Consider the following 25,364-nt stretch of genomic DNA (forward strand, 5'->3'; position numbering starts at 1 on the left):
GACCGGCCAATGAACCTCTTCCAGGACTTCGAACAGCGCATCAGGAAAACGGTGCAGACGCTGGCTGCGCAAGAGAACTGGTCGATTCCGGATGTGCTCCTCGCGCGCGTGATCGCCGAACCCCCGCGTGACGCCGCCCATGGCGACGTTGCCACCAACGCCGCCCTGGCGCTCTCCAAGGCACTTGGCGTGAAGCCGCGGGATCTTGCGACGCGGATCGCGGCCAGGCTGACGGCGGACCCCGATGTGTCGACGGTCGAAGTCGCCGGCCCGGGCTTCATCAACCTCCGGCTGGCGGATGCCTACTGGAGCAACGCGCTTCGCGCCATTCTCTTGAGCGGTGCCGCCTATGGCAGGATTGCGCCGGGCGCGGCGGCGGCGGTGAACGTCGAGTACGTCTCTGCCAACCCGACCGGGCCGATGCATGTCGGCCATTGCCGCGGCGCCGTCGTGGGCGACGTCATCGCCAACATGATCGAGGCAACCGGCCAGCGCGTCGTCCGGGAATACTACATCAACGATGCCGGCGCACAGGTGGACACGCTCGCCCGCTCGGCCTTCCTGCGCTACCGGGAAGCTCTGGGCGAGGAGATCGGCGACATCCCCCGCGGCCTCTATCCGGGCGACTACCTGAAGCCGGCCGGCGAGGCGCTCGCCGCCGAGTTCGGGTCAAGCCTGCTTTCCAGGCCGGAAAGCGAATGGCTCCCGCTCGTCCGCGAGCGCGCGATCGCCGCGATGATGGCGATGATCCGGGATGATCTCGCGGTCGCGGGCGTGAGCCACGACGTCTTCTTCTCGGAGCGCTCGCTCACCGAGGGCGGCGTGGACAAGGTCGCGCAGGCGATCGAGGCGCTGCGCGAGAAGGGTCTGATCTACCAGGGCACGCTGCCGCCGCCCAAGGGCCAACTGCCGGACGACTGGGAGGACCGCGAACAGACGCTCTTCCGCGCGACCGAGTTCGGGGACGACGTCGATCGCCCGCTCATGAAATCGGACGGCAGCTACACCTATTTCGCGTCGGACATCGCCTATCATTACGACAAGATCCGGCGCGGCTTCACCGACATGATCGACGTCTGGGGCGCCGACCACGGCGGATACGTCAAGCGCATGCGGGCCGCGGTGACGGCGATCAGCGGCGGACATGCGGCGCTCGAGGTCCAGCTCTGCCAGCTCGTGAAGCTCTTCCGCGGCGGCGAGCCGGTTCGCATGTCGAAGCGTTCGGGCGACCTCGTGACGCTCCGCGAGGTGGTCGACGAGGTCGGCCGCAGCGCCGTGCGCTTCATGATGCTGTTCCGCAAGGCGGATGCGCCGCTGGACTTCGACTTTCAGGTCGTCACCGAGAAATCAAAGGACAATCCCGTCTTCTACGTGCAATACGCGCATGCGCGAACGGCATCCGTGCGCCGGCAGGCGGGGGAGGAAATCCCGGCCGTCGATCTTTCCCCGGCCGCACTCGCCGGGGCCGACCTGGGCCTCCTCTCCGACGAGGGCGAGCGCGCGATCATCAGGCAGATGGCCGACTGGCCACGGCTCCTCGATGCCGCCGCCCGCGCGCGGGAGCCGCACAGGGTCGCCTACTATCTTCACGATCTGGCAAGCACGTTCCACGCGCATTGGAACAGAGGCAAGGAGTTGCCGCAATTACGCTTCATTAAGCCTGAGGACCTAGAGGTAAGTCGAGCGCGTCTTGCCCTTGTCACCGCAATAGGCGCCGTTCTTCGAGCAGGACTTGAGATACTCGGAGTCGAGGCGCCGGACGAGATGCACTAGCATGGCGCGGCCCCCGGTCATTCCGGCGGACGGGCCGAATCGAGGGGCCGGTTGGCATGGCTGATACGTTTCCGAAGGACAAGCGACCGAGCGGGCGGCCCGTGGCGCCTGACTTCGAAGAGGATCCCCTCGTCGAACTCGCGCGGATCGTGAGCGAGGACGGCGCTTTCTTCAGAGCCGCGAAGCCTCAGCCGATTCCGGCCCCGCAGACCCGTGCCGAACCGAGCTTCGAGGCGGATGCGTTCTCGGCCGATCTCGAGGCCGAACTGCTGCAGGAACTGGAATCGACCCTGCAGCAGCAGCGGCCGCAAATCCGCCAGCCGGCGCGCCGTCCGGCCCCCGACCTGCAGGTCGTTCCGGCGCGTCCGCATGCCGCTACGGCCGCGCCCAGGCATTCGCCGACTGTCCAGCCCTCGGCGGCAAACCCGGCGCCGCGCCAGGCCGAGCCGTTGTCGCGCCCACCGCAGAATGGGCAGCCGGCCGTTCGCCACGCGACTGCCGGGGAGCAGTCGCCGGCGAGGCAACCCGCTTCGGGCGTTCAGCGGCCCCAGCCGGCGCAGCCGGTCGCTCCACAGGCACCGAGGGTGCAGGCTGAGCCGTCGCCTCGCATCCAGCCGGAGGTCCGGCGGGAACCGGCGCTGCGGCAGCCCCCGGCCGCGCCCGACTTCGCTGCTCCGGCATCCCGCCCGGGCCGCGCGGGGGTGAGCGCGTCACCGGACGTATCGGCCGCGAGCGCGGCTGGCTTGCGCGGATCCGTTCACGAGGATAGCCACGCGATCGCAGGTGAAGTCGAGAAGGCGCTCCAGGACACCTGGCCGGTTGCCGCCACCGGTGGCCAATCCGAGTTGGACGGCTGGTCCGGACAGGACGTCGGAGCCGGCGGTTGGGCTTCGGCCGATCACGACGACGTTCGGGAGCCGCAGGCTCCGCTCGCGGACAGGCACGACCCTGACTTCGACGAGATGCCCGCTTCGGGCGAGCCACATTCCGCTCCGCTCGCTTTCGCCGTCGACGACAGGAGCTTCGAGGAAGACTTCGACGAGGGTGGTTACGCGGAGGAGCGGCGCCGGCCGAGATCGCGCAGACGGAGCGCGCTGCTTGTTGCGGGCATCCTGGGCACGGTGGTGGTCGGCGGCGGAGTAGCCGCCTGGCTGGCTACCGGCGACGGCGGCACCGCGAGCTCCGGCCCTCCGCCGATCATCAAGGCCGAAGCAGGGCCCACCAAGCTGGCCCCGGAGGTCAAGGAGCAGCAGGCCTCCGTTCCGGGACAGGCCGTCTACGATCGGGTCTCCGGTCAGCCGGCGGCCGGCGAGGAGGCGATCGTCAACCGCGCGGAGGAGCCACGAGAAATTGCCCGCGAGGCGTCGCCGTCTGCGGAATCGGGTGTAGAGCGGGTCGTAAACGGTTCCGGCCCGGGCAAGGCGGAGCTTCGCCTCGGCGAACAGGCGGCGGCAGGCGACGGCGAATCGCTGTTCGATCCGATCGGACCGCGCAAGGTCCGCACCTTCGTGGTGAGGCCGGACGGCAGCATCATGCAGACGGCCCCCGCCGCAGCCGCATCCGAACCCTTCCCCGATCCGGCCGGCACGACCCAGGTCGCGGCGCTCGACAATTCCGAACTGCTGCAGCCGACACCGGTGCGGACGGTGGATGTCAACCTTGCGGACGAGGGCGCGGCGGCGGGACAGGCGGGGCCGGCGCAGCCGCCGTCGGACCTGCCGTCGGCGATGACAATGCCGGCGGCGACCGGCGGCGAGACGCCCGCCGCCGTGGCCGACGAGCTGCGGCCGACGGATGCCTCGAACGCTGCGGCCCTTCCGGCGGAAACCGTCGGCGGCATGCCGCGGCCGCGGCCGGCCGGAGCGGTGCAGACCGCCGCCGTCGCGCCGGCCGCGACGCCTGCCGCGACGCGGCCCGCGGAAACGGCTGCTCCGGCGGCGCGGCGGAATTCGAACGCGCCCGTAAACCTCCTCGAGGCCAATGCCGCGCCGCGCGCGACCGCGCAGCCGACGTCGACGCCGGCGAGCGGGGGATACGTGGTTCAGCTCAGCTCGCAGAGGAGCGCGGAGCAGGCGCAGTCGACCTTCAACGCGCTGAAGTCCCGCTATTCGTCGGTGCTCGGAAGCTATTCCGCCGACATCCAGCGCGCCGAGGTCGCGGACAAGGGCACCTATTACCGCGTCCGCGTCGGGCCGATGGCGACCCGCGACCAGGCGATCGGGGTTTGCGAGCAGCTGAAGGCCGCAGGCGGCAGCTGCTTCGTGACACGCTGAGCGAAGCCGTCCCGGGAGCGAGCGTGGCTGCACGGGCGTTCATCTGCGGGCTGGCCGGCCCACGGCTGACGGAGGCCGAAGCCGCGTTCCTCGCGGACGCGGCACCCTGGGGCGTCATCCTGTTCGGGCGCAACATCCGCGGCCCCAACCAGGTGAGGCGGCTTTGCGCGGACGTGCGCAAGGCGCTCGGGCGCGACGACGCGCCGATCCTCGTCGACCAGGAAGGCGGGCGCGTACAGCGGATCGGCCCGCCGCACCTCGCCGCCTATCCGCCGGCCGGCAGGTTCGGACGGGTCTACGATTCCAATCCGGTGCTCGGCGTGGAGGCCGCGCGGCTCGGCGCCAAGCTCATCGGCCTCGATCTCGCCGCCCTCGGAATCAACGTCGACTGCCTGCCGGTCCTCGACATCCCGGTCGAGGGGTCGGACAACATCATCGGCGACCGCGCCTACGGCCTCTCGACGGATACGGTGACGACGCTCGGTGGCGCGGCGGCCGACGGCCTGCTGAGCGCCGGCGTGCTGCCGGTCATGAAGCACATGCCCGGGCACGGCCGGGCCGACGCCGACAGCCACAAGGCGCTGCCGAAGGTGACCGCCTCGCGCGAGGAGCTCGAGGCCCAGGATTTCGCGCCGTTCCGGATCTGGGCGAAGAAGATCCCGCTCGCGATGACGGCCCATGTCGTCTACGCCGCGCTCGACCCGGATCGGCCGGCGACGCTGTCACCGAAGGTGATCGGTGAGATAATCCGCGGGCGAATCGGCTTCGACGGGGCTCTCATGACCGACGATATCTCGATGGGTGCGTTGAGCGGCGACATCGGCACGAGGAGCCGCCGCGCGATCGCCGCAGGCTGCGATCTCGTCCTCCATTGCAATGGCGACATGGAGGAGATGAAGGCCGTCGCAGACAGCGTCCCGGAGCTTTCCGGGGACCGCCTTCGCAGGACGGACGCGGCCCTCGCGATGCTTTCTCCCGCGCGGGAGCTCGACCGGCCGGCTGCGGAAGCGCGCTTCGCCGAACTGCTCGGGCGGGCGGAAGCCGCATGAGCGCGCGCGGCGAGCCGTTCGTGCCGGCTGCGCCCGCTTCCGGAGATTCCGATCGCCCGGCGCTCATCGTCGACGTCGGCGGCTACGAGGGCCCGCTCGATCTCCTGCTCGCGCTTGCCCGCGACCAGAAGGTCGATCTCACGCGGATCTCGGTGCTCGCGCTGGCCGACCAGTACCTCGCCTTCTTCGAGGAGAGCAGGCGGCTGGAGCTGGAGCTCGCCGCCGACTACCTCGTGATGGCGGCATGGCTCGCCTACCTGAAGTCGCGTCTCCTCCTGCCCGAAGAGCCCGGCGAGGACGCGGAGCCGAGCGGCGAGGAACTGGCCGCCGCCCTGGCATTCCGGCTCCGCCGGCTGGAGGCCATGCGCAAGGCAGCGGCGCGACTGATGGGGCGCTACCGGCTCGGGCGCGAAGTGTTCGGGCGCGGCGCGCCGCAGTCGCAGGAGAAGGTCGTGGCACGCCGCTGGCAGGCGACGCAGTACGAGCTCCTCCAAGCCTATGCGGCGCAGCGCCAGCGGCAGCTCGCGCTGCACGTCCGGGTGCGCCAGCGCTACGTCTTCTCGCTTCCGGAGGCGCGGGAGAAGCTGCTGCGCCTGGTGGGCGCGACCGGCCACTGGCACGCTCTGGACCGCCTGCTCATCGACTACGCCCTGCGTCCGGAGCTCCGCGCCACGGCCCGCGCCAGCGCGCTCTCGGCCAGCCTCGAACTGACCAAGGAGGGGCGGTTCGAGATGATGCAGGCCGCACCGTTCGCGCCCGTCTTCGTGCGGGCCAGGGCCGATCGCGCCGGCCGGACGGGGGGCGGCGATGCCTGAACGGCCACCCGGTTCCCGGGCCGACAACGTCACGAGCATCGCCCCGGAAGGCCGGCGATTGCAGCTGCGCACGCTCGAGGCGCTGCTCTTCGCCTCCGGCGAGCCGATGCCGGAGCGCGAGATCGCGCGGCACATGCCCGAAGGCGCGGACATCCGCGCGCTCCTGACGGAGCTGCAGACGGGTTATGCCGGGCGCGGCGTGAACCTCCGCCGCATCGGCGATTGCTGGGCCTTCCGCACCGCCGAGGACATCGCGCCGCTCCTCCAGCACCATGTCGTGGAGGAACGGAAGCTGTCGCGGGCCGCGCTGGAGACGCTGGCGATCATCGCCTACCACCAGCCGGTGACGCGCGCCGAAATCGAGGAGATCCGCGGTGTCAGCGTCTCCTCCGGGACGCTGGACGTCCTGCTGGAGACCGGATGGGTGCGGCTTCGCGGCCGGCGGCGTTCGCCGGGGCGGCCGGTGACCTTCGGAACCACCATCGGCTTCCTCGACCATTTCGGACTGGAGTCGATCACGGACCTGCCTGGCCTCGAGGAGCTGAAGGCGGCCGGCATGCTCGAGGGCATGCTGCCGCCCGGCCTCGCCGCGCCCACTCCGGACGACAGCGCCGAGCTTGCGGAGGACGAGGACCCGCTCGATCCGACGGACGATGCGTCCGGGGAGACGTTGCGGTCGCGTTGAGCCGGTTTCGCCTGTATCTGATCACCCCATGAACACGGCACCTGCCCCCTTGTCCGGCCGCCGGCGCAGGGCGACCGCGACGATCGCCTCGCGGCTGACCATGGAAGGGGTGTCGCGCGCCTATGGCAGCCACCGGGCCGTCGACCGCGTCGACCTCCAGGTGGAGCCCGGCCAGGTGGTCGCGCTCCTCGGCCATTCGGGCTGCGGCAAGACGACGCTCTTGAGGCTCGCCGCGGGCGTCGAGGTTCCGAGCGGGGGCAGGGTCCTGATCGACGGGCGGGAAGTCGCCTCCGAAAGCGCCTTCGTGCCGCCCGAGCAGCGCCATGTCGGGCTGATGTTCCAGGACTATGCGCTGTTTCCTCATCTCAGCCTGCTCGAGAACGTCATGTTCGGCCTGACGGCACTCGACCGGCGCGGACGGCGGGAGGAAGCGCTGGCCGCGCTGCGCCGCGTCGGCCTGGCCGAGCTCGCCGGCGCCTACCCGCACGAGGCCTCGGGCGGCGAGCAGCAGCGCACCGCACTCGCCCGCGCGGTTGTGCCGCGGCCGGGGATCCTGCTCATGGACGAGCCGTTCTCCGGCCTTGATTCGCGCCTTCGCGACAGCGTGCGCGACGACACGCTGGCAGTCCTGAAGGAGACCGGCGCCACGGCCGTCATCGTCACCCACGACCCCGAGGAGGCGATGCGGATGAGCGACCGGATCGTGCTCATGCGGGCCGGCCGGATCATCCAGACCGGAGCCGCGGAGGACCTCTACGGGCGCCCGGAAAGCCTCTTCGCGGCCCGCTTCTTCAGTTCGCTCAACGAGTTCGCCGGCCGCGTGCAGGACGGCACGGTGACCACGCCGCTCGGCCGGTTCGATGCGCGAGCGGTTCGGCACGGGGAGGCCGCGGTGGTGGCGATCCGGCCGCACGGCATCCAGGTGCGTCCGGCGGAACGCGGATCGGACGCCGGCGGCGTGCCCGGCCGGGTGGTCGCGCGCCGCTTTCTGGGCGAGGTCAGTCAGTTGGAGGTAGCGGTCGAGGGCCTGGATAGCTATCTGACGGCACGAGGGCGCTTCGGCGACGACCTGCCGATCGGCGCGGACGTCGCCGTGAGCGTCGAGGCGCAGCACGTCATGGTCTTCCCCGAGGACTGAGCCGCGCGCGTCTCCCGGTTTTGTTGCGCCCACCGGTGGGGAGGACTAGAACGGGCGCAAGCGAGTTGGAGACCGAGATGGGCAGCTTTAGTATCTGGCACTGGATCATCGTCCTCGTGGTGATCCTCCTGCTCTTCGGCCGTGGCAAGATCCCCGACCTGATGAGCGACATGGCCAAGGGCATCAAGAGCTTCAAGAAGGGCCTGGCCGACGACGAGGCCGAGGAGACCGCTCAGCCGCGCACGATCGAGCACGGCCGCGGCGAGACGGTCGTCACCGAGCCGGTCCAGAAGAAGAGCAACGCCAGCTGATAGTCTCGCGGCTGGCCGCGAGCCGGATCGATGCTCGACATCGGGTGGAGCGAACTGCTCGTGATCGCCGCGATCGCGGTCGTCGTGGTGGGTCCCAAGGACCTGCCGCGCATGCTCCGCGCTTTCGGCAAATCTATGGGCCAGGTGCGCCGGACGGCGAACGACTTCCGTCGCCAGTTCGACGACGCCCTGCGCGAGGCCGAGCGCGAGGCCGATCTCGCGGATGCCCGCAAGAGCATCGAGTCGATCACGCGGAGCAATCCGCTCGCCGACGTGAAGAAGGAACTGACGAGCGCGGCCGCGCTCGGCCAGGAGAAGCTGCGCGACGTGAACGATTCCGCCCAGACCATGCTGCGTGAGGAACCGCCGGTGAAGACGGGCGCGATCGCCGCGGACACCGCCGAAGCCGTGGGCGCCGAGACGTCGCCTGCTGCCGTTTCGCCGCCGGCGCCTGCCGCAGAGCCGGCCGCACCGGCTCCGGCTGCACCGGCTCCCGCGGAAGCATCGGAACGGGCCAGAGGAAGCGACGCGGCATGAGCGTCGACGAGATCGAATCCTCGAAGGCCCCGCTCCTCGACCATCTGATCGAGCTGCGCCAGCGGCTCATCCGCGCGATGATCGCCGTCTTCGTCGCGTTCCTGGTCTGCTTCTTCTTCGCCGAGGACATCTTCAACCTGCTGATCATCCCCTTCGAGCGGGCGGCCGGATCGACGCGCGAGATCAAGCTGATCTACACCGCGCCGCAGGAATATTTCTTCACGCAGCTGAAGCTCGCCTTGTTCGGGGCGCTCTTCATCGCGTTCCCGGTCATCGCCAACCAGATCTACAAGTTCGTCGCGCCGGGCCTCTACAAGCACGAGCGGCAGGCGTTCATGCCGTTCCTGATCGCGACGCCGATCCTCTTCGCCGTGGGCGCGGCCCTCGTCTATTTCGGCGTGATGCCGCTGGCGCTCGGTTTCTTCCTGTCGATGGAGCAGCTGCCAGGCGAGGGGCGCGCCGCGATCGAGCTGCTGCCCAAGGTGAACGAGTATCTCAGCCTCATCATGACGCTGATCTTCGCCTTCGGGCTCGTCTTCCAGCTGCCGGTGGTCCTGACGCTGCTTGCCCGCGCCGGCATCGTCACCGTGGAGTCGCTGAAGGCGAAGCGGAAGTACGCGATCGTCATCGCGTTCATCGTCGCGGCCATCCTGACGCCGCCCGACCCGATCAGCCAGATCAGCCTTGCCGTGCCTGCCATCCTTCTCTACGAACTCTCCATCCAGGCGGTCCGCATGATCGAGGCCAGGCGCGCGAGCGCCCGCAAGGAAGCGGACGCCGCCACCTGAAATCCCCGGGGGCGCACCTCCCATGCTGGACATCAAATGGATTCGCGAGAATCCGGACGACCTTGATCGCGCGCTCGGAAAGCGCGGCGCGGCGCCGGCCGCGGCCGGCCTGATCGCGCTCGACGAGGCGCGCCGCGCAATCATCCAGAGACTGCAGGACGCCCAGGGCCGCCGCAACGCCGCCTCGAAGGAGATCGGGCAGGCCAAGGCGCAGAAGGACGATGCGCGCGCCGCGCAGCTCATGGCCGAGGTCGCGAGCCTCAAGGACGTGATCCGGACGGGCGAGGAGGAGGAGCGGGCGGCCGAGGCGGCGCTCGCCGACGCGCTCGCCAACGTTCCGAACGTGCCGCTTCCCGACGTGCCCGAGGGGCCGGACGAGACGGCGAACGTCGAAGTCCGTTCCTGGGGCGAACGCCGCGCGCCCGACGGCGCGCGCGAGCATTTCGAGCTCGGCGAGGCGCTCGGCCTGATGGATTTCGAGGCGGCGGCGCGGCTCTCGGGATCGCGCTTCGTCGTGCTGAAGGGCCAGCTCGCGCGCATGGAACGCGCGCTCGGCCAGTTCATGCTCGACCTGCACACCGAGGAGCACGGCTACACCGAGGTGCAGCCGCCGGTCCTGGTGCGCGACGATGCCCTCTACGGCACCGCCCAGCTGCCGAAGTTCGCCGAGGACCAGTTCCGTACGACGGATGGCCGCTGGCTCATCCCGACCGCCGAGGTGCCGCTCACCAACCTGGTGCGCGAGCAGATCCTCGACGCGTTCCACCTGCCCATCCGCCTGACGGCGCTGACGCCGTGCTTCCGCTCGGAGGCCGGTTCGGCGGGGCGCGACACGCGCGGCATGCTGCGCCAGCACCAGTTCGACAAGGTGGAGCTCGTCTCCATCACGCGGCCGGAGGACAGCCTGGCCGAGCACGAGCGCATGACGACCTGCGCGGAGGAGGTGCTGAAGCGGCTCGACCTCGCCTACCGGGTGATGCTGCTTTCGACCGGCGACATGGGCTTCGCCTCGCGGAAGACCTACGACCTGGAGGTCTGGCTGCCCGGGCAGAAGGCCTATCGCGAGATCTCGTCCTGCTCGGTCTGCGGCGACTTCCAGGCGCGGCGCATGCAGGCGCGCTACCGCCCGCAGGACGAGAAGCAGCCGCGCTTCGTCCACACGCTGAACGGGTCGGGCGTCGCCGTCGGGCGCGCGCTGATCGCGGTCATGGAGACCTACCAGAACGCGGACGGCTCGATCACGGTGCCGGAGGCGCTCCGGCCCTATATGGGCGGCGTGGAGCGGATCGGGTGAGGCGCGTGGCGGAGAGAGACGGGCGGCGCCTGCCTGCGGCGTCCGGAAGGCGCGCGGCGGCGGGTCGTCGCGCCGGGGGCGGAGGGCTGTCGTGAAGATCCTGGTGACCAACGACGACGGCATCCATGCGCCCGGGCTCGAGGTGGCGGAGCGCATCGCGCGTGCGCTCTCCGATGACGTGTGGATCGTGGCGCCGGAGATGGACCAGTCCGGCGTCGCCCACGCGCTGACGATCAGCGACCCGCTGCGGCTCCGGCGCGCCGGCGAGCGCCGCTTCGCGGTCCGTGGCACGCCGACGGACTGCGTCATCATGGGCTTCAAGGTGGTGATCGGGGCGAAGCCGGACCTGGTGATCTCGGGCGTCAATCGCGGCCAGAACCTCGCCGACGACGTCACCTATTCCGGCACGGTCGCCGGCGCGATGGAGGGCTCGCTGCTCGGCATCCCGTCGATCGCGCTGTCGCAGGCCTACAGCTACGACACGATCGACGACCCGCACTGGCGGACGGCGGAGACGCATGCGCCGGAGATCATCGGCAAGCTCCTCGACGGCGGCTTCGGGTCCGACACGCTCTACAACATCAACTTCCCCAATTGCGCGCCGGAGGCGGTGACGGGCGTGGTCGTGACGCGCCAGGGCCGCCGGGTGCCGGATTGGCTGAAGATCGAGAAGCGGGCGGACGGCCGCGGCCACCCCTACTACTGGATCGCGTTCCAGCGCTCCAAGATGGAGCCGGAGGAGGGCACCGACCTCCACGCGCTCGCCAAGCTGAAGATTTCCGTGACGCCGCTCTCGCTCGACCTGACCGACGACCGCGCGCGGGAAAAGCTCTCCGGCGTCTTCTCCTGAATTGCGCGCCGGCCTCCGCTCGCCCATTGTGCCGCGCATGAACGAGCCGATCGGGACCGGGGCGCTGGACGACGAGGAGCGCGTCAGGATGGCGAGCCTCATCCTGTCGCTGCGCGGGCTCGGCGTCTCCGACCGGCGGTTGCTGAAGGCGATCGAGACGATCCCGCGCGGGCTCTTCGTGCCGGACGGCTTCCGCGCCCGCGCCTATGACGATTGCGCGCTGCCGATCGCGTGCGGGCAGTCCATCAGCGCGCCGTCGGTGATCGGGACGATCGTGGCGGCGCTCGAGCTCGGCGACCGCCACAGCGTGCTGGAGATCGGCACCGGGTCCGGGTACCAGGCCGCGATCCTGTCGCGCCTGGCGCGCCGGGTGACGACGATCGAACGCTACCGCACGCTCGCCCGCGCTGCCGAAGCGCGTTGGGCGGCGCTGCGCATCTCCAACATCACCGGCATCGTCGCCGACGGCGCGCCCGGCTGGCCGAGACAGGCGCCCTTCGACCGCATCGTCGTCAACGCGGCAGCCGCCGGTGCGCCTTCCAGGCTGATCGCGCAGCTGAGCGAAACCGGCATCCTGGTCGCTCCGGTCGGGCCGCAGGGCGGGCCCCAGCGGCTCACGCTCTTCCAGCGGCGGGGCGACCGGGTCGACACGCGCGATCTCGGCGCCGCACGATTCCCACCGATCGAAGCGGGCATTGCGCCCGGCCTTTAACCCCTCCTAAACCTTAATGATCTTGATTGGGGACATCAGCAGGTGCGTGAGTCTCGCCGATGTCCCAACCGATTGCCGCAACAACCCGAAGCACACGGCCGCTGCTGCTCGGCCGGCTGAGCGCCGTCGCGCTGCTCGCCGGGCTCGGTGCCGCGTGCAGCGCCAACACGATCAGGCTCACCGAGCCGGTCTTCACCGGCTCGACGCCGAATCAGCAGCAGATTCTCGCCAGCCAGGCGGAGGCCTACACGCCTCCCGCGTACCAGGCGCCGAGTTCGGGACCGGCATACCCGACCACCGGGGCTGACGGCGTCTACAGCGCCAACCTCCCGCCGCCCGCAGGCGCCCCCGCCGCGGGGAACGCGCCGCAGCCGGGCTATGGCGCTCCGCCGCCCGTGGCCGCCGGACCGCAGCCCTACACGCCGCCCAAGCCCTACGCGGCCGCCGGCCTGCCGACGCCTGTCGGAACGGTCGGCCCGACCGCGCACGCTGCACCGCCGCCGCCCGTGCAGACGGCGCCGACACAGATCGCGGCGCTGCCTGCGCCCGGCACGCCGACGCCGCGCGGCGCCCCGCCCACCACGCTCGGCGAGCAGGCGCGCAGCATCCAGCCGGCTGCGGCGCCGGCGGCGACGGCCGGCGGCAACACCTACCGGGTGCAATCCGGCGATTCGCTCTGGTCGATCGCCCGGCAGCACGGCGTGACCACCGATCAGCTGAGCGCGGCGAACGGCCTTTCGGGCGCGCCGCTCAAGGCGGGCCAGGTCCTGACGATCCCGGGTGCGTCCCCGGCCGGCGCCGGCGTCCAGGTGGCGAGCGTCAATCCGACCGCCACGGTGGATGCGCCGCAGCCGGGACTCGCCGGAAACCCGATCCAGGCCCCGGTCGCAACCGGCCCGCAGCCGCTGACGCCCGCTAACCCGGCGCCGAGCCAGCAGGCAGCCCTGACCCCGCAGGCGCCGCCGCCCGCGGCGGTCGCGCCGGCGGCGCAGCCGAACAGCTCGGCCGGCGCGCCGAGTTTCCGCTGGCCGGTTCGCGGCCGGATCATCGCCGGCTTCGGCAAGCGCCCCAACGGCGAGCGCAACGAGGGCATCAACCTCGCGGTGCCGGAAGGGACGAGCGTGAAGGCGGCCGAGGACGGCGAGGTCATCTATGCCGGGAACGAGCTGAAGAGCTACGGCAACCTCGTCCTGATCCGCCATTCCAACGGCTACGTTTCAGCCTATGCGCACAACAAGGAGCTGAAGGTGCGCAAGGGCGACGCGGTGCGCCGCGGCGAAATCGTGGCCCTCTCCGGCATGACCGGCGGCGTCACCACCCCACAGCTCCATTTCGAGCTTCGGAAGGGCGCGACGCCGATCGATCCGGTCTCGCAGCTCTCGGATCTTTGAACAAGCGGCGTCAGGCGAGCCTGACGCCCTTCTGCCCGGCCAGTTCCTGGACGAACTGCCATGCGACGCGGCCGGATCGGCTGCCGCGCGTGGTCGCCCATTCGAGCGCCTGCGGCTGCCATTCGGCCTGTTCGCTCGGGATGCCGAAATGCTCGATGTAGCCTCGCACCATCGCCAGGTACTGGTCCTGGCTGCAATTGTGGAAGCCGAGCCAGAGGCCGAAGCGATCGGAGAGTGAGACCTTCTCCTGGACGGCCTCGGACGGGTTGATCGCGGTCGAGCGCTCGTTCTCGATCATGTCGCGCGGCAGGAGGTGGCGCCGGTTCGACGTCGCGTAGAAGATGACGTTCTCGGGCCTGCCCTCGATGCCCCCTTCGAGCGCAGCCTTCAGCGACTTGTAGGACGTGTCGCCCGAATCGAACGACAGGTCGTCGCAGAAGAGGATGAATCGCTCCGGCCGCGGCCGGAGCAAACCCATCAGCGCGGGCAGGGACTCGATGTCCTCGCGGTGGATCTCCACGAGCTTCAGCCGCGGCGCATCCGCCGGCAGCGCGTCGGCAATGGCCGCATGCGCGGCCTTCACCAGCGAGCTCTTGCCCATGCCCCGGGCGCCCCAGAGCAGGGCGTTGTTGGCCGGGAGCCCGGCTGCGAAGCGGCGGGTGTTCTCCAGGAGCGCATCGCGCGAGCGGTCGATCCCGTGCAGGAGGGGAAGGGCCACGCGGTTCACGTGCGGAACGGCTTCCAGGCGCGGCGGGTCCGGATGCCAGACGAACGCCTCGGCCGAAAGATCCGGCTCCGCCGGCCGCGGTGGGGCCAGCCGGTCGAGCGCGTCGGCGATCCGCGCGAGCAAGGTGGCGGCGCGTGTCTGGCTCGAATGCACTCGGTGTCCTCCTGTCGACGGGTGGCGCCCGATAGCATGGGCTGGAGAGGCGTCAAAGGCGGGCAATCGGATGGATGCCGACGGGACGTTGCATTGGCATCGCCGGTCGCTATAGTCCGCGCAAATTCGGCCGCCCTCGGCCGCGTGCCCAAGAAGGATTGCCTCGGAACATGTGGGTTGACCCGGCCTTCGCTCAGGGAGCTGGTGGATCCGGCGGAAGCGATCTCATCATATCGCTGCTGCCGTTCATCCTGATCTTCGTCATCATGTATTTCCTCATCCTCCGGCCGCAGCGCCAGCAGCTGCGCCGGCGCGAGGAGATGCTGAAGGGCATCCGCCGCGGCGACACCGTCGTGACCGGCGGCGGCCTGGTCGGCAAGGTGACGAAGGTCCTCGACGACAACGAGCTGGAGGTCCAGGTGGCCGAAGGCGTGAGGGTGAGGGCGCTGCGGAGCCTCGTCTACGAGGTTCGGGCGAAGGCGGAGCCGGTCGCGGCCGGCGATTCCTGACGCCGGGCCCTAGATGCTCTACTTCCCACGCTGGAAGATCGCGCTGATCGTCGCGGTCGTCCTTGCCGGCGTCATCGCCACGATTCCGAACTTCTTCACGGCAGACACCGTATCCCGCTGGCCGGGATGGCTGCCCTCGAACCGGATCGTGCTCGGCCTCGACTTACGCGGCGGGGCGCACCTGCTCCTGGAAGTCGAGCGGGACAGCCTGATCAGCGACCGGCTCGAGACGCTCACCGACGACGTGCGCCAGTCGCTTCGCGACCAGCGCATCGGCTACCGGAATCTCGGCGTCCGCGGCCGCACGGTGTCGTTCACGCTGCGCGACGCCGCCGATGCCGATCGCGCGCTGGAGGCGCTTCGCCCGCTCTCCAACCCGATCCCGAGCGGCATGTTCGGCGGGACCCCCGTCAGCGAGGTCACGCTCGACCGCCAGGGCGAGCAGATCCGCCTGGCCCTTACGGATCAGGGCATCGATGCCCGGGTCCGCTCGGCGGTCGACCAGAGCCTGAGCGTGCTGGAACGGCGGCTCAACGCGCTCGGAACCACCGAGCCGACGATCCAGCGCGAGGGCGAGGACCGCATTCTGGTCCAGGTCCCAGGCCTGGAGGACACCGGGCAACTGAAGGACGTGCTGGGTCAGACCGCCCGCATGACATTCCACCTGGAATGCCCGGAAGGGTCGCTCACCGAGGCCATGCAGGGCAGGCCGCCGGCCGGCTGCGAGGTGGCCGAGCCGGCCGATCCGAACGACGGGCCGATCCTCATCGAATCCCGCGCGCGCCTGTCCGGCGACGACCTCGTCGATGCACAGCCCGCCTTCGACCAGCAATCCAACCAGCCGATCGTGACCTTCCGGTTCAACACCCGGGGAGCGACGATCTTCGGGCAGCTCACCCAGGCGAACGTCAACCGCCGGTTCGCGGTCGTGCTGGACGAGAAGGTGATCACGGCGCCGGTGATCCGTTCGCCGATCCTCGGCGGCACCGGCCAGATCGAGGGCAACTTCACGGTCGAGAGCGCGCAGAACCTCGCGGTCCTGCTCAGGGCCGGCGCGCTGCCGGCCGACCTCACCATCGTCGAGGAGCGGACCGTCGGGCCGAGCCTCGGCCAGGATTCGATCGAGGCCGGCGAGATGGCCGCGCTCATCGGCCTTGTCGGCGTGCTCGTGTTCATGGTCATCGCCTACGGCCTGCTCGGCTGGTTCAGCGTCATCGCGCTCGTCACCAACCTGGTGATGATCATGGCGATCCTCACGCTCCTCCAGGCGACGCTGACGCTGCCGGGCATTGCCGGCATCGTGCTGACGATGGGCATGGCGGTGGACGCGAACGTGCTCATCTACGAACGGATCCGGGAGGAACTGCGGCTCGGGAAATCGCCGATTAACGCGATCCAGTCCGGCTTCAGCCTGGCGATCGGAACGATCGTCGACGCCAATCTCACCACGCTGATCGCGGCGGCCGCGCTGTTCACGCTCGGCTCCGGTCCGATCCGAGGCTTCGCGGTGACGCTTGGCATCGGCGTGATGACGACCATGTTCACCGCCTATACGATCACGCGGCTCATCGTGTCCCTGTGGGTGCGCTGGCGGCGACCCAAGACCCTCGCACTCTGAAGGGCTGACGCGCCATGGCATTGCGGCTCGTTCCCGACGACACCCACATCCCGTTCATGCGGTACGCGAAGGTCGGCTTTCCGCTGACGATCTTCGCGCTCGCCGTGTCGCTCGTCCTCTTCTTCACGATCCAGCCGAACTACGGCATCGACTTCCGCGGCGGCACGCTGATCGAGATCCAGAGCAGGGCGCCGGAAGCCGATCTGGCGGGCATCCGCAGCACGCTCGGAACGCTCGGCCTCGGGGATGTCGAGGTCCAGGGCTTCGGCTCACCGAACGAGGCGACGATCCGCATCGCGACCCAGGAGGGCGGGGAGCAGGCCCAGCAGGACGCCGTGCGGCGCGTTCAGCAGACGCTCGGGTCGGAAGACTACACTTATCGCCGCGTCGAGGTAGTCGGCCCGCGCGTTTCGGGCGAACTCGCCTATACGGGCACGCTGGCAGTCGCGCTGACGATGCTCGCGATCATGATCTACATCTGGTTCCGCTTCGAATGGCAGTTCGCGCTCGGCGCGATCATCACGCTCATCCACGATGCCGGCCTGACGCTCGGATTCTTCGCGCTGACGCAGATCGACTTCAACGTCAGCAGCATCGCCGCCATCCTGACGATCGTCGGCTATTCACTCAACGACACCGTCGTCATCTACGACCGGATCCGGGAAATCCTCAGGAAGTACAAGAAGAAGTCGCTGCCGGAGGTTCTCGACATCGCGCTCAACCAGACGCTGGGCCGCACGCTGCTGACGGGCGTGACGACGCTGCTCGCGCTGTTCGCCCTCTTCTTCTTCGGCGGCGAGGTGATCCGGTCCTTCACCGCGGCGATGATCTTCGGCGTGGTGGTCGGCGCCTATTCCTCCATCTTCGTCAGCGCGCCGATCCTCATCTACTTCAACCTGCGGCCGGGACCGGGCGCTCAGGCGGAGCCCGAGGCGGCGGGAGCCTGACCATGGGCGAGGGCTCCGGCGGGTTCATCCTGGAGCCGGCCCGCTTTCCCGGGCGGGCGCCGATCGACGCCTACGGCAATGGCGGCTTCCGCTTCGCCGACATGTCGCACCGGGGGTCGATCGTCGCGCTGCCGAGCGGCATCGAATCCTGGGCGGTCCTGTCGCCCGAGGACGTCTCGCCCGAAAGCCTTCGCCAGATCCTGGACGAGGCCGGGGCGATCGAGGTGCTGCTGATCGGCACCGGAGAGCGGCTCGTCCCGCTCGCCCCGCCGGCGCTGTCGGCCCTGAGGGAGGCGGGCCTCGTTCCCGACCTGATGTCGACCGGCGCGGCGGTGCGCACCTACAACGTGCTCCTGTCGGAGGGGAGGGCGGTCGCCGCGGGGTTCATCGCCGTGGACCTGGTCCGCTGAGGCGGCGATGGCCGACGCGGCAACGGCCAGCGAAACGGCCGGGCTGGTCCGGGAGGCGGACCGCCCGCGCTATTATGCGACCCTTTTCGCGCCGGCGGACCGGCGGCCGGCCCTCCATGCACTCTATGCGCTCGCGGCCGAGCTGCGGCTGGTGCCGCTGCGTGTCCGGGAGCCCCTCCTCGGCGAGATCCGGCTGCAATGGTGGCGGGATGCGCTGGGCGAGATCGGCACCGGGGGCGGCGGCTCCGCGCAGACGCCGCTCCTCGAGGAGATCGCCCGCGCGATCGGCCGTTTCGGGCTCTCCGTGGAGGCTCTCCAGGACATGGCGACCGCATGGCGGCCGCTTCTCTATGGCGACGCAACCTCCGGCGAGGAATTGGCAGCGCACCTGGCCGCGACCGAGGGCGCCGTCTTCAGCGCCGCGGCGCAGATCCTCGGCGCCGAGGTGGGCAGCGAACTCATCCGCTCGGCCGGACTCGCCTACGGCCTGGCAAGGCGGATCGCGGCGCGGCCGCACGCCGGCGCGATGCGCGATGCGGGCGGACTGGAAGCGGGTGCGCCCGGCGACGACCAGGGGCTCGTCGGCGCGGCGCGGCGCGCGCTCGCCGACGCAAATCGGGCACTTGCCCTGTCGCCCGCGGCCGCGCTGCCGGCCTTCCTGCCGCTCGTCCTCGTCGAGCCGGTCCTTTCCGCTGCCGCGGCCGGGAGGCCGGGTCCCGGCGATCTCCGCCTGCTCGCCCGCATGACGGCGGCGGCGGCGACCGGCCGGGTGGGCGGGCCGCTGAAGATCGGCAGCGCGCGTCCATGAGCAGGCTGGCGAGGGCCTTCGGCGGGATCTGGTCGCGGCGGGACGAGGTCGTCGTCGGCTTCGCGCGCTTTCCGGTCACGATCCTCGCGATCGCCGCGCTGACCGCGGTGGGGAACTGGGAGGTCGCGGCGCCGGACGGCCTGTCCCGGGAGGTGCTCGAGCGGATCAGCCTGGCGCTCGTCGCCATGATCGCCGGGAGCGCGGCGGCCGCCCTCCACCTGGAGCGGCGCGGCGCCGGGTACGGCGTGCGGCAGGGGGCATCGGCCTGCGCGGGGGTCGCGGCGGCGGCGGCGGTGTGGTTCGCCGAGCCGCTCCTCGTCGCGCCGCCGGCCCTCATCGGCGCGCTGCTCCTCGCCGTTCCGCTGGCGCCCTATGTCGGCGCGGGCTGCGCCGGGTTCTGGGCCTTCGTCTGGCGGCTGATCAACACCGCCGCGCTCGCCTTCGTGACGACCGTGGTGTTCCTCGCCGGCGTCTCGGCGATCCTCGCCTCGCTCGAATATCTCTTCGACGTGCCGATCCGCGGCGCCGTCTACGGCCATGTCTGGGTGACGGGCCTCGGCTTCGTCGGGCCGCTCTTCGCGCTTTCGCAGATCCCGCGGCAGATGCCGGCGGAGGACGCGGTGGACCGCCGCGACCTCGTCGTGGCGGGCGTCGAGGTGCTGTCCGATTTCGTCGCCGTGCCGCTCCTCGCCGTCTATGCGGCGATCCTGCACGTCTACGGGCTGAAGATCGTGCTGACGGGGGAACTCCCGAAGAACCAGATCGGCTGGATGGTGCTGAGCTTCGGGATGGCGGTGCTGCTGCTCCGGCTCGCGGTCCACCCGTTCGCCACCTTCGCGCGGGCGACGACGCGGCTCTTCCTGCGGTTCTGGCCGTTCCTTCTGCCCGGACCGCTGCTGCTGCTCGCCTTCGCGATCGCGATCAGGATCGGCGATGCCGGGGTGACGCCGCGGCGCTACGCGCTGGTGCTCTTCGCGGTGTTCCTGGCGCTCGTGCTCGCCGCGCAGGCGGTCGCGCGGCTGAGGCAGGACATCCGGATCATCCCGGCGCTCGGCATGGCCGCGCTGCTCCTCGCCGCGGCCGGGCCGTGGGGGATGATGGCGGTGTCGGTGCGGAGCCAGGCGGAGCGGGCGGTCGCGATCCTCCACGCCGCCGGCGCGCTGGAGGACGGGCGGGTGGCGCGGACGGCGGCGCTCGCGCCCGCCGACGCCGACGCGCTCCGCTCCATCCTGCGCTTCCTCGCCGAGGCGGGCCAGCTCGACCGGCTCGCGCCGGCCTTCCCGAGCGGCGAGGGGAACCCGTTCGCCGGCGGGCGGGACGGCCTGCTCGCGCGCATCGAGGCGGCGATGGGGCTGCCGGCGGGCCCGCGCGGGCCGGACCGGAGCTGGACCTATTCCGCCCGGCCGGGCGCGCACGCGGCGGTCGCGACCGGCCGCTTCGACACGCTGGTGCCGATGCTCGACTGGGGCGTGGAGGCGCCGGGGACCGAGATCGCGCTCGCCGGATCGCCGCTGACGATCCGGCCGGGCCCCGACGGGCTCACCTTCACGCGCGGCGACGTGGCGGCCACGCTCTCCAACGCCGATCTCGCGCGCCTGTTCGGTCAGGTGATCGCGGCCCGCGACGGCGATCCCGCGGCCCGCGACGGGCCGCTCCTCGTCCGGGCCGAGGTCGACGGCCGTGAGGTCGCGCTCCTCTTCGAAAGCGTGAGCGCGACCATCGTGGCCGGCGCGGTCGAGAGCGTGTTCGGCCGCTACACCCTGCTCCTCGCCGCGGCCGACTGGAACTAGGCTTCAGGCGGCGTCGCGCGCGGGCTGGCCCTCGATCCATGCCGCGAAATCGGCGAGCGCGCGGGCGGAGAGGGCGCGCTTGCGGGCCTGCGTCTTCTCCTTGCCGCGGAGCCGCCGGCCGTCTGCACCGGTCACGGCCTCGGCGATCGGCGGGAACAGGCCGAAATTCACGTTCATCGGCTGGAACGCGCCCGGGGCGCCGTCCTCCTCGACCCGGCTCGTGCCGGTGACGTGGCCGAGCAGCGCGCCGTGGGCGGTGGTCGGCGGCGGCGGGGGAAGCGCCGTCCCGCGCGCCTCGGCGATCGCGAAGCGCGCGGCGAGGAGGCCGATCGCCGCCGATTCCACGTAGCCCTCGCAGCCGGTGATCTGGCCGGCGAAGCGGATGTGCGGCCGCGCCTTCAGCTGGAGCGTCGGGTCGAGCAGCGCCGGCGAATTGATGAAGGTGTTGCGGTGGAGGCCGCCGAGCCGCGCGAATTCGGCCTGCTCCAGGCCCGGGATCATGCGGAAGACGCGGACCTGCTCGCCGTACTTCATCTTCGTCTGGAATCCGACCATGTTGTAGAGCGTGCCGAGCGCGTTGTCCTGGCGGAGCTGGACGACGGCGTAGGGGCGGTCCTCCGGCCGGTGGCGGTTGGTCAGGCCGACCGGCTTCATCGGGCCGTGCCGGAGCGTCTCGGGACCGCGGCGCGCCATCTCCTCGATCGGCAGGCAGCCCTCGAAATAGGGCGTGTCCTTCTCCCAGTCGCGGAATTCGGCGACCTCCGCCGCCACCAGCGCCTCGACGAAGCGCGCATAGGTCTCGCGGTCGAGCGGGCAGTTGACGTAGTCCGCGCCGGTGCCGCCCGGCCCCGGCTTGTCGTAGCGCGACTGGAACCAGGCGACGTCCATGTCGATCGTCTCGCGGTGGACGATCGGCGCGATCGCGTCGAAGAAGGCGAGCCGGTCGGCGCCGGTCGCCGCGATGATCGACTGCGCGAGAGGGGCGGCCGTGAGCGGCCCGGTGGCGACGATGGCGGGGCCCCAGGCCTCCGGCGGCAGCGCCTCGACCACGCCCGGCTCGACGCGCACCAGCGGATGGGAACGGAGCACCTGCGTCACCGCATCGGAGAAGCCGACGCGGTCGACCGCGAGCGCCCCCCCGGCGGGCACCTGGTGGGCGTCGGCGGTCGCCATGACCAGCGAGCCGGCGCGCCGCATCTCGGCGTGGAGGAGGCCGACGGCGTTCGTCTCGCAATCGTCGGAGCGGAAGGAATTGGAGCAGACCAGCTCGGCGAAGCCGCCGGTCTGGTGCGCCGGCGTCATCTCGGCCGGGCGCATCTCGTGGAGCACGACGGGCAGGCCGGCGCTCGCGACCTGCCAGGCCGCCTCGGAGCCGGCGAGGCCCGCGCCGACGACGTGGATCGGGGTCTTGGTGGACATGCCGCGCTTATGCCGGCGCAAGGCGGGGCCCGCAAGGGCGGCGGCCGCCGCCCCCGCGAGCGCCCGCGAGGCCACGGGTCAGGCCGCGCTCCGCCGCTCGTGGCGGCCCTCGTTCACCTCCTCGGCGATCTTGGCGCAGAAGGCGTCGAGGTCGCCGGGGTTGCGGCTCGTGACGATGCCCTTATCGACCACGACCGGCTCGTCGCGGAAATGGGCGCCGGCATTCTCGATGTCGGTCCTGATCGACTTGTAGCCGGTGGCGTTGCGGCCCTTCAGGATGCCCGTCTCGATGAGGAGCCACGGCGCATGGCAGATGGCGGCGATCACCTTCTTCTGCGCGTCGAAGGCGCGGACGAAATCGAGCGCGGCGGGGTCGACCCGGAGGATGTCCGGGTTGATCTGACCGCCGGGGAGCACGAGCGCGTCGTATTCGTCGGCGCTCACCTCTTCGAGCTTGCGGTCCACCTTCACCGGCCGGCCCCAGTCCTTCTTGTCCCAGCCCTTGATCTCGCCCGCCTCGGTCGAGACCACGTCGACCGCGGCGCCCGCCTCGCGGAGCTTGGCGAGCGGCACCTCGAGCTCGGACTGCTCGAAGCCGTGGGTGGCGAGAATGGCGATGCGCTTGCCGTTGAGCGACTGCATCGGAAACCTCCGTGATGTCTCGGGAATGCCGGGACAACGGCCGCGCGCGCGAGGCGTTCCGGGCTTCCGCCTGCGACCGATCCGCCATAGAGATGAGGCATGGGCGGTCCTCGCCGATTCCTGGCTCTCGGGCTCGCCGCCGTGTTTGCCGGCTGCGTCGGCCATTCGGCGGCCGGCCCGGAGAGCTGGTATGCCGGCCGCGGCACCTGGGCGCCGCGCGGCGACCGCGTCGCGATCTGCCACGCCTTCGGCTGCAGCCGCGTCACGCCGATCACCTTCACGTCGGCCGAGATCGCGCGCATCGCGGCGCCGCTCGGCAAGCCCGCCGCGACCCCCGAGGCGGAGCGCCGCGCGATCGCCCAGGCGGTGCAGGTCTTCGAGGCGATCGTCGGCAGGCGCGTCGGCACGTCCTCGGACCAGGGCGGCTTCGAGCGGATCGGCGGCGGCGACCCGACGCAGATGGATTGCGTCGACGAGGCGACGAACACGACGAGCCTGCTCCTGCTGCTATCCGCGCGCGGGCTCCTCCGCCACCACCGCGTGGCGCACCCGGCCTCGCGCGGCATCCTGATCGACGGCCGCTACCCGCACGCCTCCGCCGTCATCGCCGAGACGAAGGGGGGTGCCGCCTGGGTGGTCGATTCCTGGCCGCGCGCCAATGCCGAGCCGCCGCTCGTCGAGCCCCTCCCGCGCTGGCTCGCCGCAAGGGCGGGGGCGGGCGTGCCGTGAGGCGAGGGGGTCCGAGGCGGAGGGAAGACGCCCCAATAGGCAACCAGGCGCAGAGGCTTGCGCGGCGGCCCCGCGATGGGCCATCTACGAGGTCCGGATGGGTGGCCGAGCGGTTGAAGGCACCGGTCTTGAAAACCGGCAGGCGGGCAACCGCCTCGTGGGTTCGAATCCCACCCCATCCGCCATTGATTTCCGATACCCCGGTTCAGCTCCTTCATATGCTCTCATCACTTCGTTTTTCGCTGACGCGAGTTTCGTGCTTACGCAATTTCTGGTAGGAATTGACAATCTGGCTCGGCCGCGTCTGGTGCAAAATCGAGCTGGCGCGGAGGTTTGCATGGGTCCTGTTCGCAATTTGGCCGAGGTCTTCAAGACTGTCGGACTGCCGCCGTACACCTATGTCAAGCCACCCTACTTTGGCGAAGTAAGGGCCGATATTGAGCAGGCCGGTAAGCACGTCCTTATAGAGGGTCCATCCGGTATCGGTAAAACTTGTGTGGTATACAAGGTTTTTGAAGAAATAGGATGGTCAAAGGACAAAACATATACGCTTGTGAGCGGACGAGATGAGAACGCGAAAGATATAATAGATGAATTTCTTCAGAATTCAAAAGACTCCGGTTCCGAGGATCGCCCAAAAATCCTAGTAATTGACGATTTTCATATATTAGATGATAGGCTAAGGGTTAAGTACGGCGAAGAGTTAAAGCGTATGAGCGATCGTGCGTTTGAGGATGAATTTCCACCGAAGGTAATCCTGATTGGAATACCTACAGCGGGAGCATCTTTGCTCGCGACGGCGCAAGACCTAGGGCCACGTCTTGGAGCATACCGATTTAAGCGCGCCACTGATGATGAGATTAGACGTTTAGTGGACGAAGGGGAGCAAGAACTGAACGTTATCTTTGAGGACTCAGAGATCGTTTTGGCGGAGTCTGCCGGAAATTTTTGGCTTGCCCAATATGTCTGCAATAAGATATGTTCTATGAATGGAATATTTCAGACGTGCGTAGACACTTGTATAATTCGATCTGATGTTCTTGAGATTAGACAGAGACTTATGGACGAGCTTAGCAACAGGTTTATGCCGGTTGCAAAAATGTTCGCGAAAGGTAAGAAGTGGCGACCTGGTGGAAACAAGCCATACCTTGAGATTCTTCTTTCTATCGCAAAGCTTCATGATCTTGTTATTCCATTCGATACTATATTGAGCAATGTACCTGACCGAAGGAAGCCGGGGATAAAAGCCGTTCGAGCGCGAATAAATGAAGTGATTTATGATCCAGAAAGAAATGTCGACCTTCGAAAACAGCTAGCATTTGAAGATGCTGGATTTTCGATTGAAGATCCGTTGTTTAGATACTTTTTGACGTTCATGAAAAAGGACGATTTATACCGCGAGCTTGGAGTGACATCGGATAGCGCGGAACGCTCGTCAGTATATAAGTTTGACGTTGGGTTTTCGTTTTCTGGGGAAGTGCGGAGTATTGTGGAATTGATCAATTGTGAACTTAAGGATGAGGATGTAGTGACATTTTATGATTTCGACCAGCAAGCTGTGCTGTTGGCGGAGAACCTGGAGGGCACCCTTAAACGTGTGTACTCAGAATCGTGCAGGTATTATCTTGTGTTCTTGGAGTCAAGTTATCTTGACAGGATATGGACCAACTACGAACGGGATATTCGTACTGCAGGAGGCCGATCAAAGCACATAATTCCGGTATTCCTCGAGCCTCGCGCCGAAACGAAGGTGGTTGGTATTCCGACAGTGACGGGAAGTGTTGATTTGACTGATATTTGGAGGGAAGTGAAATCCGGCGGGATTACAGATGAAGTCCGAACGGCTATTCGTAACAGACTTGTAATACCTTTGTTAGAGAAGATAGATGCTATTGTGAAGGTTGATCCCTGATTAGCCAAGTCATATCCAAAGCGAGCACGAATGGTAGTCTGGCGGAGGAACCGCTGGGAAGGGTGGGGCAATATGCATAAACCT

At 69.1% G+C, this 25,364-nt stretch carries 25 protein-coding genes and 1 tRNA gene; 22 read left to right on the forward strand and 4 right to left on the reverse strand.

Annotated features, from left to right (window positions below; translation table 11 throughout):
* The first annotated feature begins 9 nt into the window (after positions 1 to 9).
* Positions 10 to 1,773, forward strand: a complete 1,764-nt coding sequence (gene argS / locus ACUN0C_RS03525) for an arginine--tRNA ligase (protein WP_445464945.1) — start codon at positions 10 to 12, stop codon at positions 1,771 to 1,773.
* A gap of 17 nt (positions 1,774 to 1,790) precedes the next feature.
* Here the strand turns inward: argS and ACUN0C_RS03530 are convergent, their stop codons facing one another.
* Positions 1,791 to 2,084, reverse strand: coding sequence for a hypothetical protein (locus ACUN0C_RS03530; RefSeq protein WP_445464946.1), 294 nt, complete (start codon positions 2,082 to 2,084; stop codon positions 1,791 to 1,793).
* Positions 2,085 to 2,516: 432 nt separating this feature from the next.
* Between ACUN0C_RS03530 and ACUN0C_RS03535 the strand changes: the two genes are divergently transcribed.
* The 12 genes from ACUN0C_RS03535 (at position 2,517) to ACUN0C_RS03590 (ending at position 13,616) form a co-directional block, all read left to right on the forward strand.
* Positions 2,517 to 4,046 carry an SPOR domain-containing protein gene (locus ACUN0C_RS03535; protein ID WP_445464947.1) on the forward strand — a complete coding sequence of 510 codons (1,530 nt, stop codon included), beginning with the start codon at positions 2,517 to 2,519 and terminating at the stop codon, positions 4,044 to 4,046.
* 23 nt (positions 4,047 to 4,069) lie between these two features.
* Positions 4,070 to 5,095 carry a beta-N-acetylhexosaminidase gene (nagZ, locus tag ACUN0C_RS03540; protein WP_445464948.1) on the forward strand — a complete coding sequence of 342 codons (1,026 nt, stop codon included), beginning with the start codon at positions 4,070 to 4,072 and terminating at the stop codon, positions 5,093 to 5,095.
* Positions 5,092 to 5,910: a segregation and condensation protein A gene (locus ACUN0C_RS03545; protein ID WP_445464949.1), complete on the forward strand. Its 819-nt coding sequence runs from the start codon at positions 5,092 to 5,094 to the stop codon at positions 5,908 to 5,910. The genes nagZ and ACUN0C_RS03545 overlap by 4 nt, the downstream gene beginning before the upstream one ends.
* Positions 5,903 to 6,595, forward strand: coding sequence for an SMC-Scp complex subunit ScpB (gene scpB, locus ACUN0C_RS03550; protein WP_445464950.1), 693 nt, complete (start codon positions 5,903 to 5,905; stop codon positions 6,593 to 6,595). The genes ACUN0C_RS03545 and scpB overlap by 8 nt, the downstream gene beginning before the upstream one ends.
* Positions 6,596 to 6,623: 28 nt before the next feature.
* On the forward strand, positions 6,624 to 7,733 hold the full coding sequence (locus ACUN0C_RS03555; RefSeq protein ID WP_445464951.1) for an ABC transporter ATP-binding protein: 1,110 nt from the start codon (positions 6,624 to 6,626) through the stop codon (positions 7,731 to 7,733).
* 77 nt (positions 7,734 to 7,810) lie between these two features.
* The gene (locus ACUN0C_RS03560) at positions 7,811 to 8,044 is read left to right on the forward strand and encodes a twin-arginine translocase TatA/TatE family subunit (RefSeq protein ID WP_445464952.1); all 234 of its coding nucleotides are present in this window, start codon (positions 7,811 to 7,813) and stop codon (positions 8,042 to 8,044) included.
* A 30-nt stretch (positions 8,045 to 8,074) separates the two neighbouring features.
* On the forward strand, positions 8,075 to 8,581 hold the full coding sequence (gene tatB / locus ACUN0C_RS03565; RefSeq protein WP_445464953.1) for a Sec-independent protein translocase protein TatB: 507 nt from the start codon (positions 8,075 to 8,077) through the stop codon (positions 8,579 to 8,581).
* Positions 8,578 to 9,369, forward strand: a complete 792-nt coding sequence (tatC, locus tag ACUN0C_RS03570) for a twin-arginine translocase subunit TatC (protein WP_445464954.1) — start codon at positions 8,578 to 8,580, stop codon at positions 9,367 to 9,369. Before tatB ends, tatC begins: the two co-directional genes overlap by 4 nt.
* 22 nt (positions 9,370 to 9,391) lie before the next feature.
* Positions 9,392 to 10,663, forward strand: coding sequence for a serine--tRNA ligase (gene serS / locus ACUN0C_RS03575; RefSeq protein ID WP_445464955.1), 1,272 nt, complete (start codon positions 9,392 to 9,394; stop codon positions 10,661 to 10,663).
* A gap of 91 nt (positions 10,664 to 10,754) precedes the next feature.
* Positions 10,755 to 11,513 carry a 5'/3'-nucleotidase SurE gene (gene surE, locus ACUN0C_RS03580; RefSeq protein ID WP_445464956.1) on the forward strand — a complete coding sequence of 253 codons (759 nt, stop codon included), beginning with the start codon at positions 10,755 to 10,757 and terminating at the stop codon, positions 11,511 to 11,513.
* A gap of 37 nt (positions 11,514 to 11,550) precedes the next feature.
* On the forward strand, positions 11,551 to 12,225 hold the full coding sequence (locus ACUN0C_RS03585) for a protein-L-isoaspartate(D-aspartate) O-methyltransferase (protein ID WP_445464957.1): 675 nt from the start codon (positions 11,551 to 11,553) through the stop codon (positions 12,223 to 12,225).
* A 59-nt stretch (positions 12,226 to 12,284) separates the two neighbouring features.
* On the forward strand, positions 12,285 to 13,616 hold the full coding sequence (locus ACUN0C_RS03590; RefSeq protein WP_445464958.1) for a peptidoglycan DD-metalloendopeptidase family protein: 1,332 nt from the start codon (positions 12,285 to 12,287) through the stop codon (positions 13,614 to 13,616).
* A 10-nt stretch (positions 13,617 to 13,626) separates the two neighbouring features.
* Here the strand turns inward: ACUN0C_RS03590 and ACUN0C_RS03595 are convergent, their stop codons facing one another.
* Positions 13,627 to 14,496, reverse strand: coding sequence for an ATP-binding protein (locus ACUN0C_RS03595; RefSeq protein WP_445464959.1), 870 nt, complete (start codon positions 14,494 to 14,496; stop codon positions 13,627 to 13,629).
* 170 nt (positions 14,497 to 14,666) lie between these two features.
* On the opposite strand from ACUN0C_RS03595, the gene yajC reads away from it, so the two are divergent.
* The 6 genes from yajC to ACUN0C_RS03625 are packed head-to-tail and all read left to right on the forward strand — an operon-like array spanning position 14,667 to position 20,578.
* A complete protein-coding gene (gene yajC, locus ACUN0C_RS03600) occupies positions 14,667 to 15,005 on the forward strand; it encodes a preprotein translocase subunit YajC (protein ID WP_445464960.1) in 339 nt (112 codons plus the stop codon).
* A gap of 13 nt (positions 15,006 to 15,018) precedes the next feature.
* Complete coding sequence (gene secD, locus ACUN0C_RS03605) at positions 15,019 to 16,623, forward strand: protein translocase subunit SecD (protein WP_445464961.1); 1,605 nt, start codon at positions 15,019 to 15,021, stop codon at positions 16,621 to 16,623.
* Positions 16,624 to 16,637: 14 nt separating this feature from the next.
* Positions 16,638 to 17,570: a protein translocase subunit SecF gene (gene secF, locus ACUN0C_RS03610; protein WP_445464962.1), complete on the forward strand. Its 933-nt coding sequence runs from the start codon at positions 16,638 to 16,640 to the stop codon at positions 17,568 to 17,570.
* Positions 17,571 to 17,572: 2 nt separating this feature from the next.
* A complete protein-coding gene (locus ACUN0C_RS03615) occupies positions 17,573 to 17,980 on the forward strand; it encodes an Mth938-like domain-containing protein (protein ID WP_445464963.1) in 408 nt (135 codons plus the stop codon).
* Between the two features lie 7 nt (positions 17,981 to 17,987).
* The gene (locus tag ACUN0C_RS03620) at positions 17,988 to 18,788 is read left to right on the forward strand and encodes a squalene/phytoene synthase family protein (RefSeq protein ID WP_445464964.1); all 801 of its coding nucleotides are present in this window, start codon (positions 17,988 to 17,990) and stop codon (positions 18,786 to 18,788) included.
* On the forward strand, positions 18,785 to 20,578 hold the full coding sequence (locus ACUN0C_RS03625) for a DUF4153 domain-containing protein (protein WP_445464965.1): 1,794 nt from the start codon (positions 18,785 to 18,787) through the stop codon (positions 20,576 to 20,578). The genes ACUN0C_RS03620 and ACUN0C_RS03625 overlap by 4 nt, the downstream gene beginning before the upstream one ends.
* Before the next feature lie 3 nt (positions 20,579 to 20,581).
* Here ACUN0C_RS03625 and trmFO read toward each other — a convergent pair whose 3' ends face one another.
* Both trmFO and ACUN0C_RS03635 read right to left on the reverse strand, forming a co-directional pair.
* Complete coding sequence (gene trmFO, locus ACUN0C_RS03630; RefSeq protein ID WP_445464966.1) at positions 20,582 to 21,997, reverse strand: methylenetetrahydrofolate--tRNA-(uracil(54)-C(5))-methyltransferase (FADH(2)-oxidizing) TrmFO; 1,416 nt, start codon at positions 21,995 to 21,997, stop codon at positions 20,582 to 20,584.
* A gap of 78 nt (positions 21,998 to 22,075) precedes the next feature.
* Positions 22,076 to 22,639 carry a type 1 glutamine amidotransferase domain-containing protein gene (locus tag ACUN0C_RS03635; protein WP_445464967.1) on the reverse strand — a complete coding sequence of 188 codons (564 nt, stop codon included), beginning with the start codon at positions 22,637 to 22,639 and terminating at the stop codon, positions 22,076 to 22,078.
* 99 nt (positions 22,640 to 22,738) lie between these two features.
* Here ACUN0C_RS03635 and ACUN0C_RS03640 point away from each other — a divergent pair, with 99 nt between their 5' ends.
* The 3 genes from ACUN0C_RS03640 (at position 22,739) to ACUN0C_RS03650 (ending at position 25,280) form a co-directional block, all read left to right on the forward strand.
* A complete protein-coding gene (locus tag ACUN0C_RS03640) occupies positions 22,739 to 23,368 on the forward strand; it encodes a hypothetical protein (protein WP_445464968.1) in 630 nt (209 codons plus the stop codon).
* A gap of 95 nt (positions 23,369 to 23,463) precedes the next feature.
* Positions 23,464 to 23,553, forward strand: a tRNA-Ser gene (locus tag ACUN0C_RS03645).
* Between the two features lie 152 nt (positions 23,554 to 23,705).
* Positions 23,706 to 25,280 carry a hypothetical protein gene (locus ACUN0C_RS03650; protein ID WP_445464969.1) on the forward strand — a complete coding sequence of 525 codons (1,575 nt, stop codon included), beginning with the start codon at positions 23,706 to 23,708 and terminating at the stop codon, positions 25,278 to 25,280.
* The last annotated feature ends 84 nt before the right edge of the window (positions 25,281 to 25,364 follow it).

It is taken from the genome of Faunimonas sp. B44, assembly GCF_052655945.1.

Bases quoted from the DNA above. Each gene is read 5' to 3' on its own strand.
- ACUN0C_RS03585 (WP_445464957.1), top strand. From the start codon at position 11,551: ATGAACGAGCCGATCGGGACCGGGGCGCTGGACGACGAGGAGCGCGTC.
- serS (WP_445464955.1), top strand. From the start codon at position 9,392: ATGCTGGACATCAAATGGATTCGCGAGAATCCGGACGACCTTGATCGC.
- ACUN0C_RS03625 (WP_445464965.1), top strand. From the start codon at position 18,785: ATGAGCAGGCTGGCGAGGGCCTTCGGCGGGATCTGGTCGCGGCGGGAC.
- ACUN0C_RS03560 (WP_445464952.1), top strand. From the start codon at position 7,811: ATGGGCAGCTTTAGTATCTGGCACTGGATCATCGTCCTCGTGGTGATC.
- ACUN0C_RS03650 (WP_445464969.1), top strand. From the start codon at position 23,706: ATGGGTCCTGTTCGCAATTTGGCCGAGGTCTTCAAGACTGTCGGACTG.
- secD (WP_445464961.1), top strand. From the start codon at position 15,019: ATGCTCTACTTCCCACGCTGGAAGATCGCGCTGATCGTCGCGGTCGTC.
- secF (WP_445464962.1), top strand. From the start codon at position 16,638: ATGGCATTGCGGCTCGTTCCCGACGACACCCACATCCCGTTCATGCGG.
- ACUN0C_RS03635 (WP_445464967.1), bottom strand. From the start codon at position 22,639: ATGCAGTCGCTCAACGGCAAGCGCATCGCCATTCTCGCCACCCACGGC.
- yajC (WP_445464960.1), top strand. From the start codon at position 14,667: ATGTGGGTTGACCCGGCCTTCGCTCAGGGAGCTGGTGGATCCGGCGGA.
- argS (WP_445464945.1), top strand. From the start codon at position 10: ATGAACCTCTTCCAGGACTTCGAACAGCGCATCAGGAAAACGGTGCAG.
- ACUN0C_RS03545 (WP_445464949.1), top strand. From the start codon at position 5,092: ATGAGCGCGCGCGGCGAGCCGTTCGTGCCGGCTGCGCCCGCTTCCGGA.
- ACUN0C_RS03620 (WP_445464964.1), top strand. From the start codon at position 17,988: ATGGCCGACGCGGCAACGGCCAGCGAAACGGCCGGGCTGGTCCGGGAG.
- tatB (WP_445464953.1), top strand. From the start codon at position 8,075: ATGCTCGACATCGGGTGGAGCGAACTGCTCGTGATCGCCGCGATCGCG.
- ACUN0C_RS03555 (WP_445464951.1), top strand. From the start codon at position 6,624: ATGAACACGGCACCTGCCCCCTTGTCCGGCCGCCGGCGCAGGGCGACC.
- trmFO (WP_445464966.1), bottom strand. From the start codon at position 21,997: ATGTCCACCAAGACCCCGATCCACGTCGTCGGCGCGGGCCTCGCCGGC.
- ACUN0C_RS03640 (WP_445464968.1), top strand. From the start codon at position 22,739: ATGGGCGGTCCTCGCCGATTCCTGGCTCTCGGGCTCGCCGCCGTGTTT.
- tatC (WP_445464954.1), top strand. From the start codon at position 8,578: ATGAGCGTCGACGAGATCGAATCCTCGAAGGCCCCGCTCCTCGACCAT.
- ACUN0C_RS03615 (WP_445464963.1), top strand. From the start codon at position 17,573: ATGGGCGAGGGCTCCGGCGGGTTCATCCTGGAGCCGGCCCGCTTTCCC.
- ACUN0C_RS03590 (WP_445464958.1), top strand. From the start codon at position 12,285: ATGTCCCAACCGATTGCCGCAACAACCCGAAGCACACGGCCGCTGCTG.
- scpB (WP_445464950.1), top strand. From the start codon at position 5,903: ATGCCTGAACGGCCACCCGGTTCCCGGGCCGACAACGTCACGAGCATC.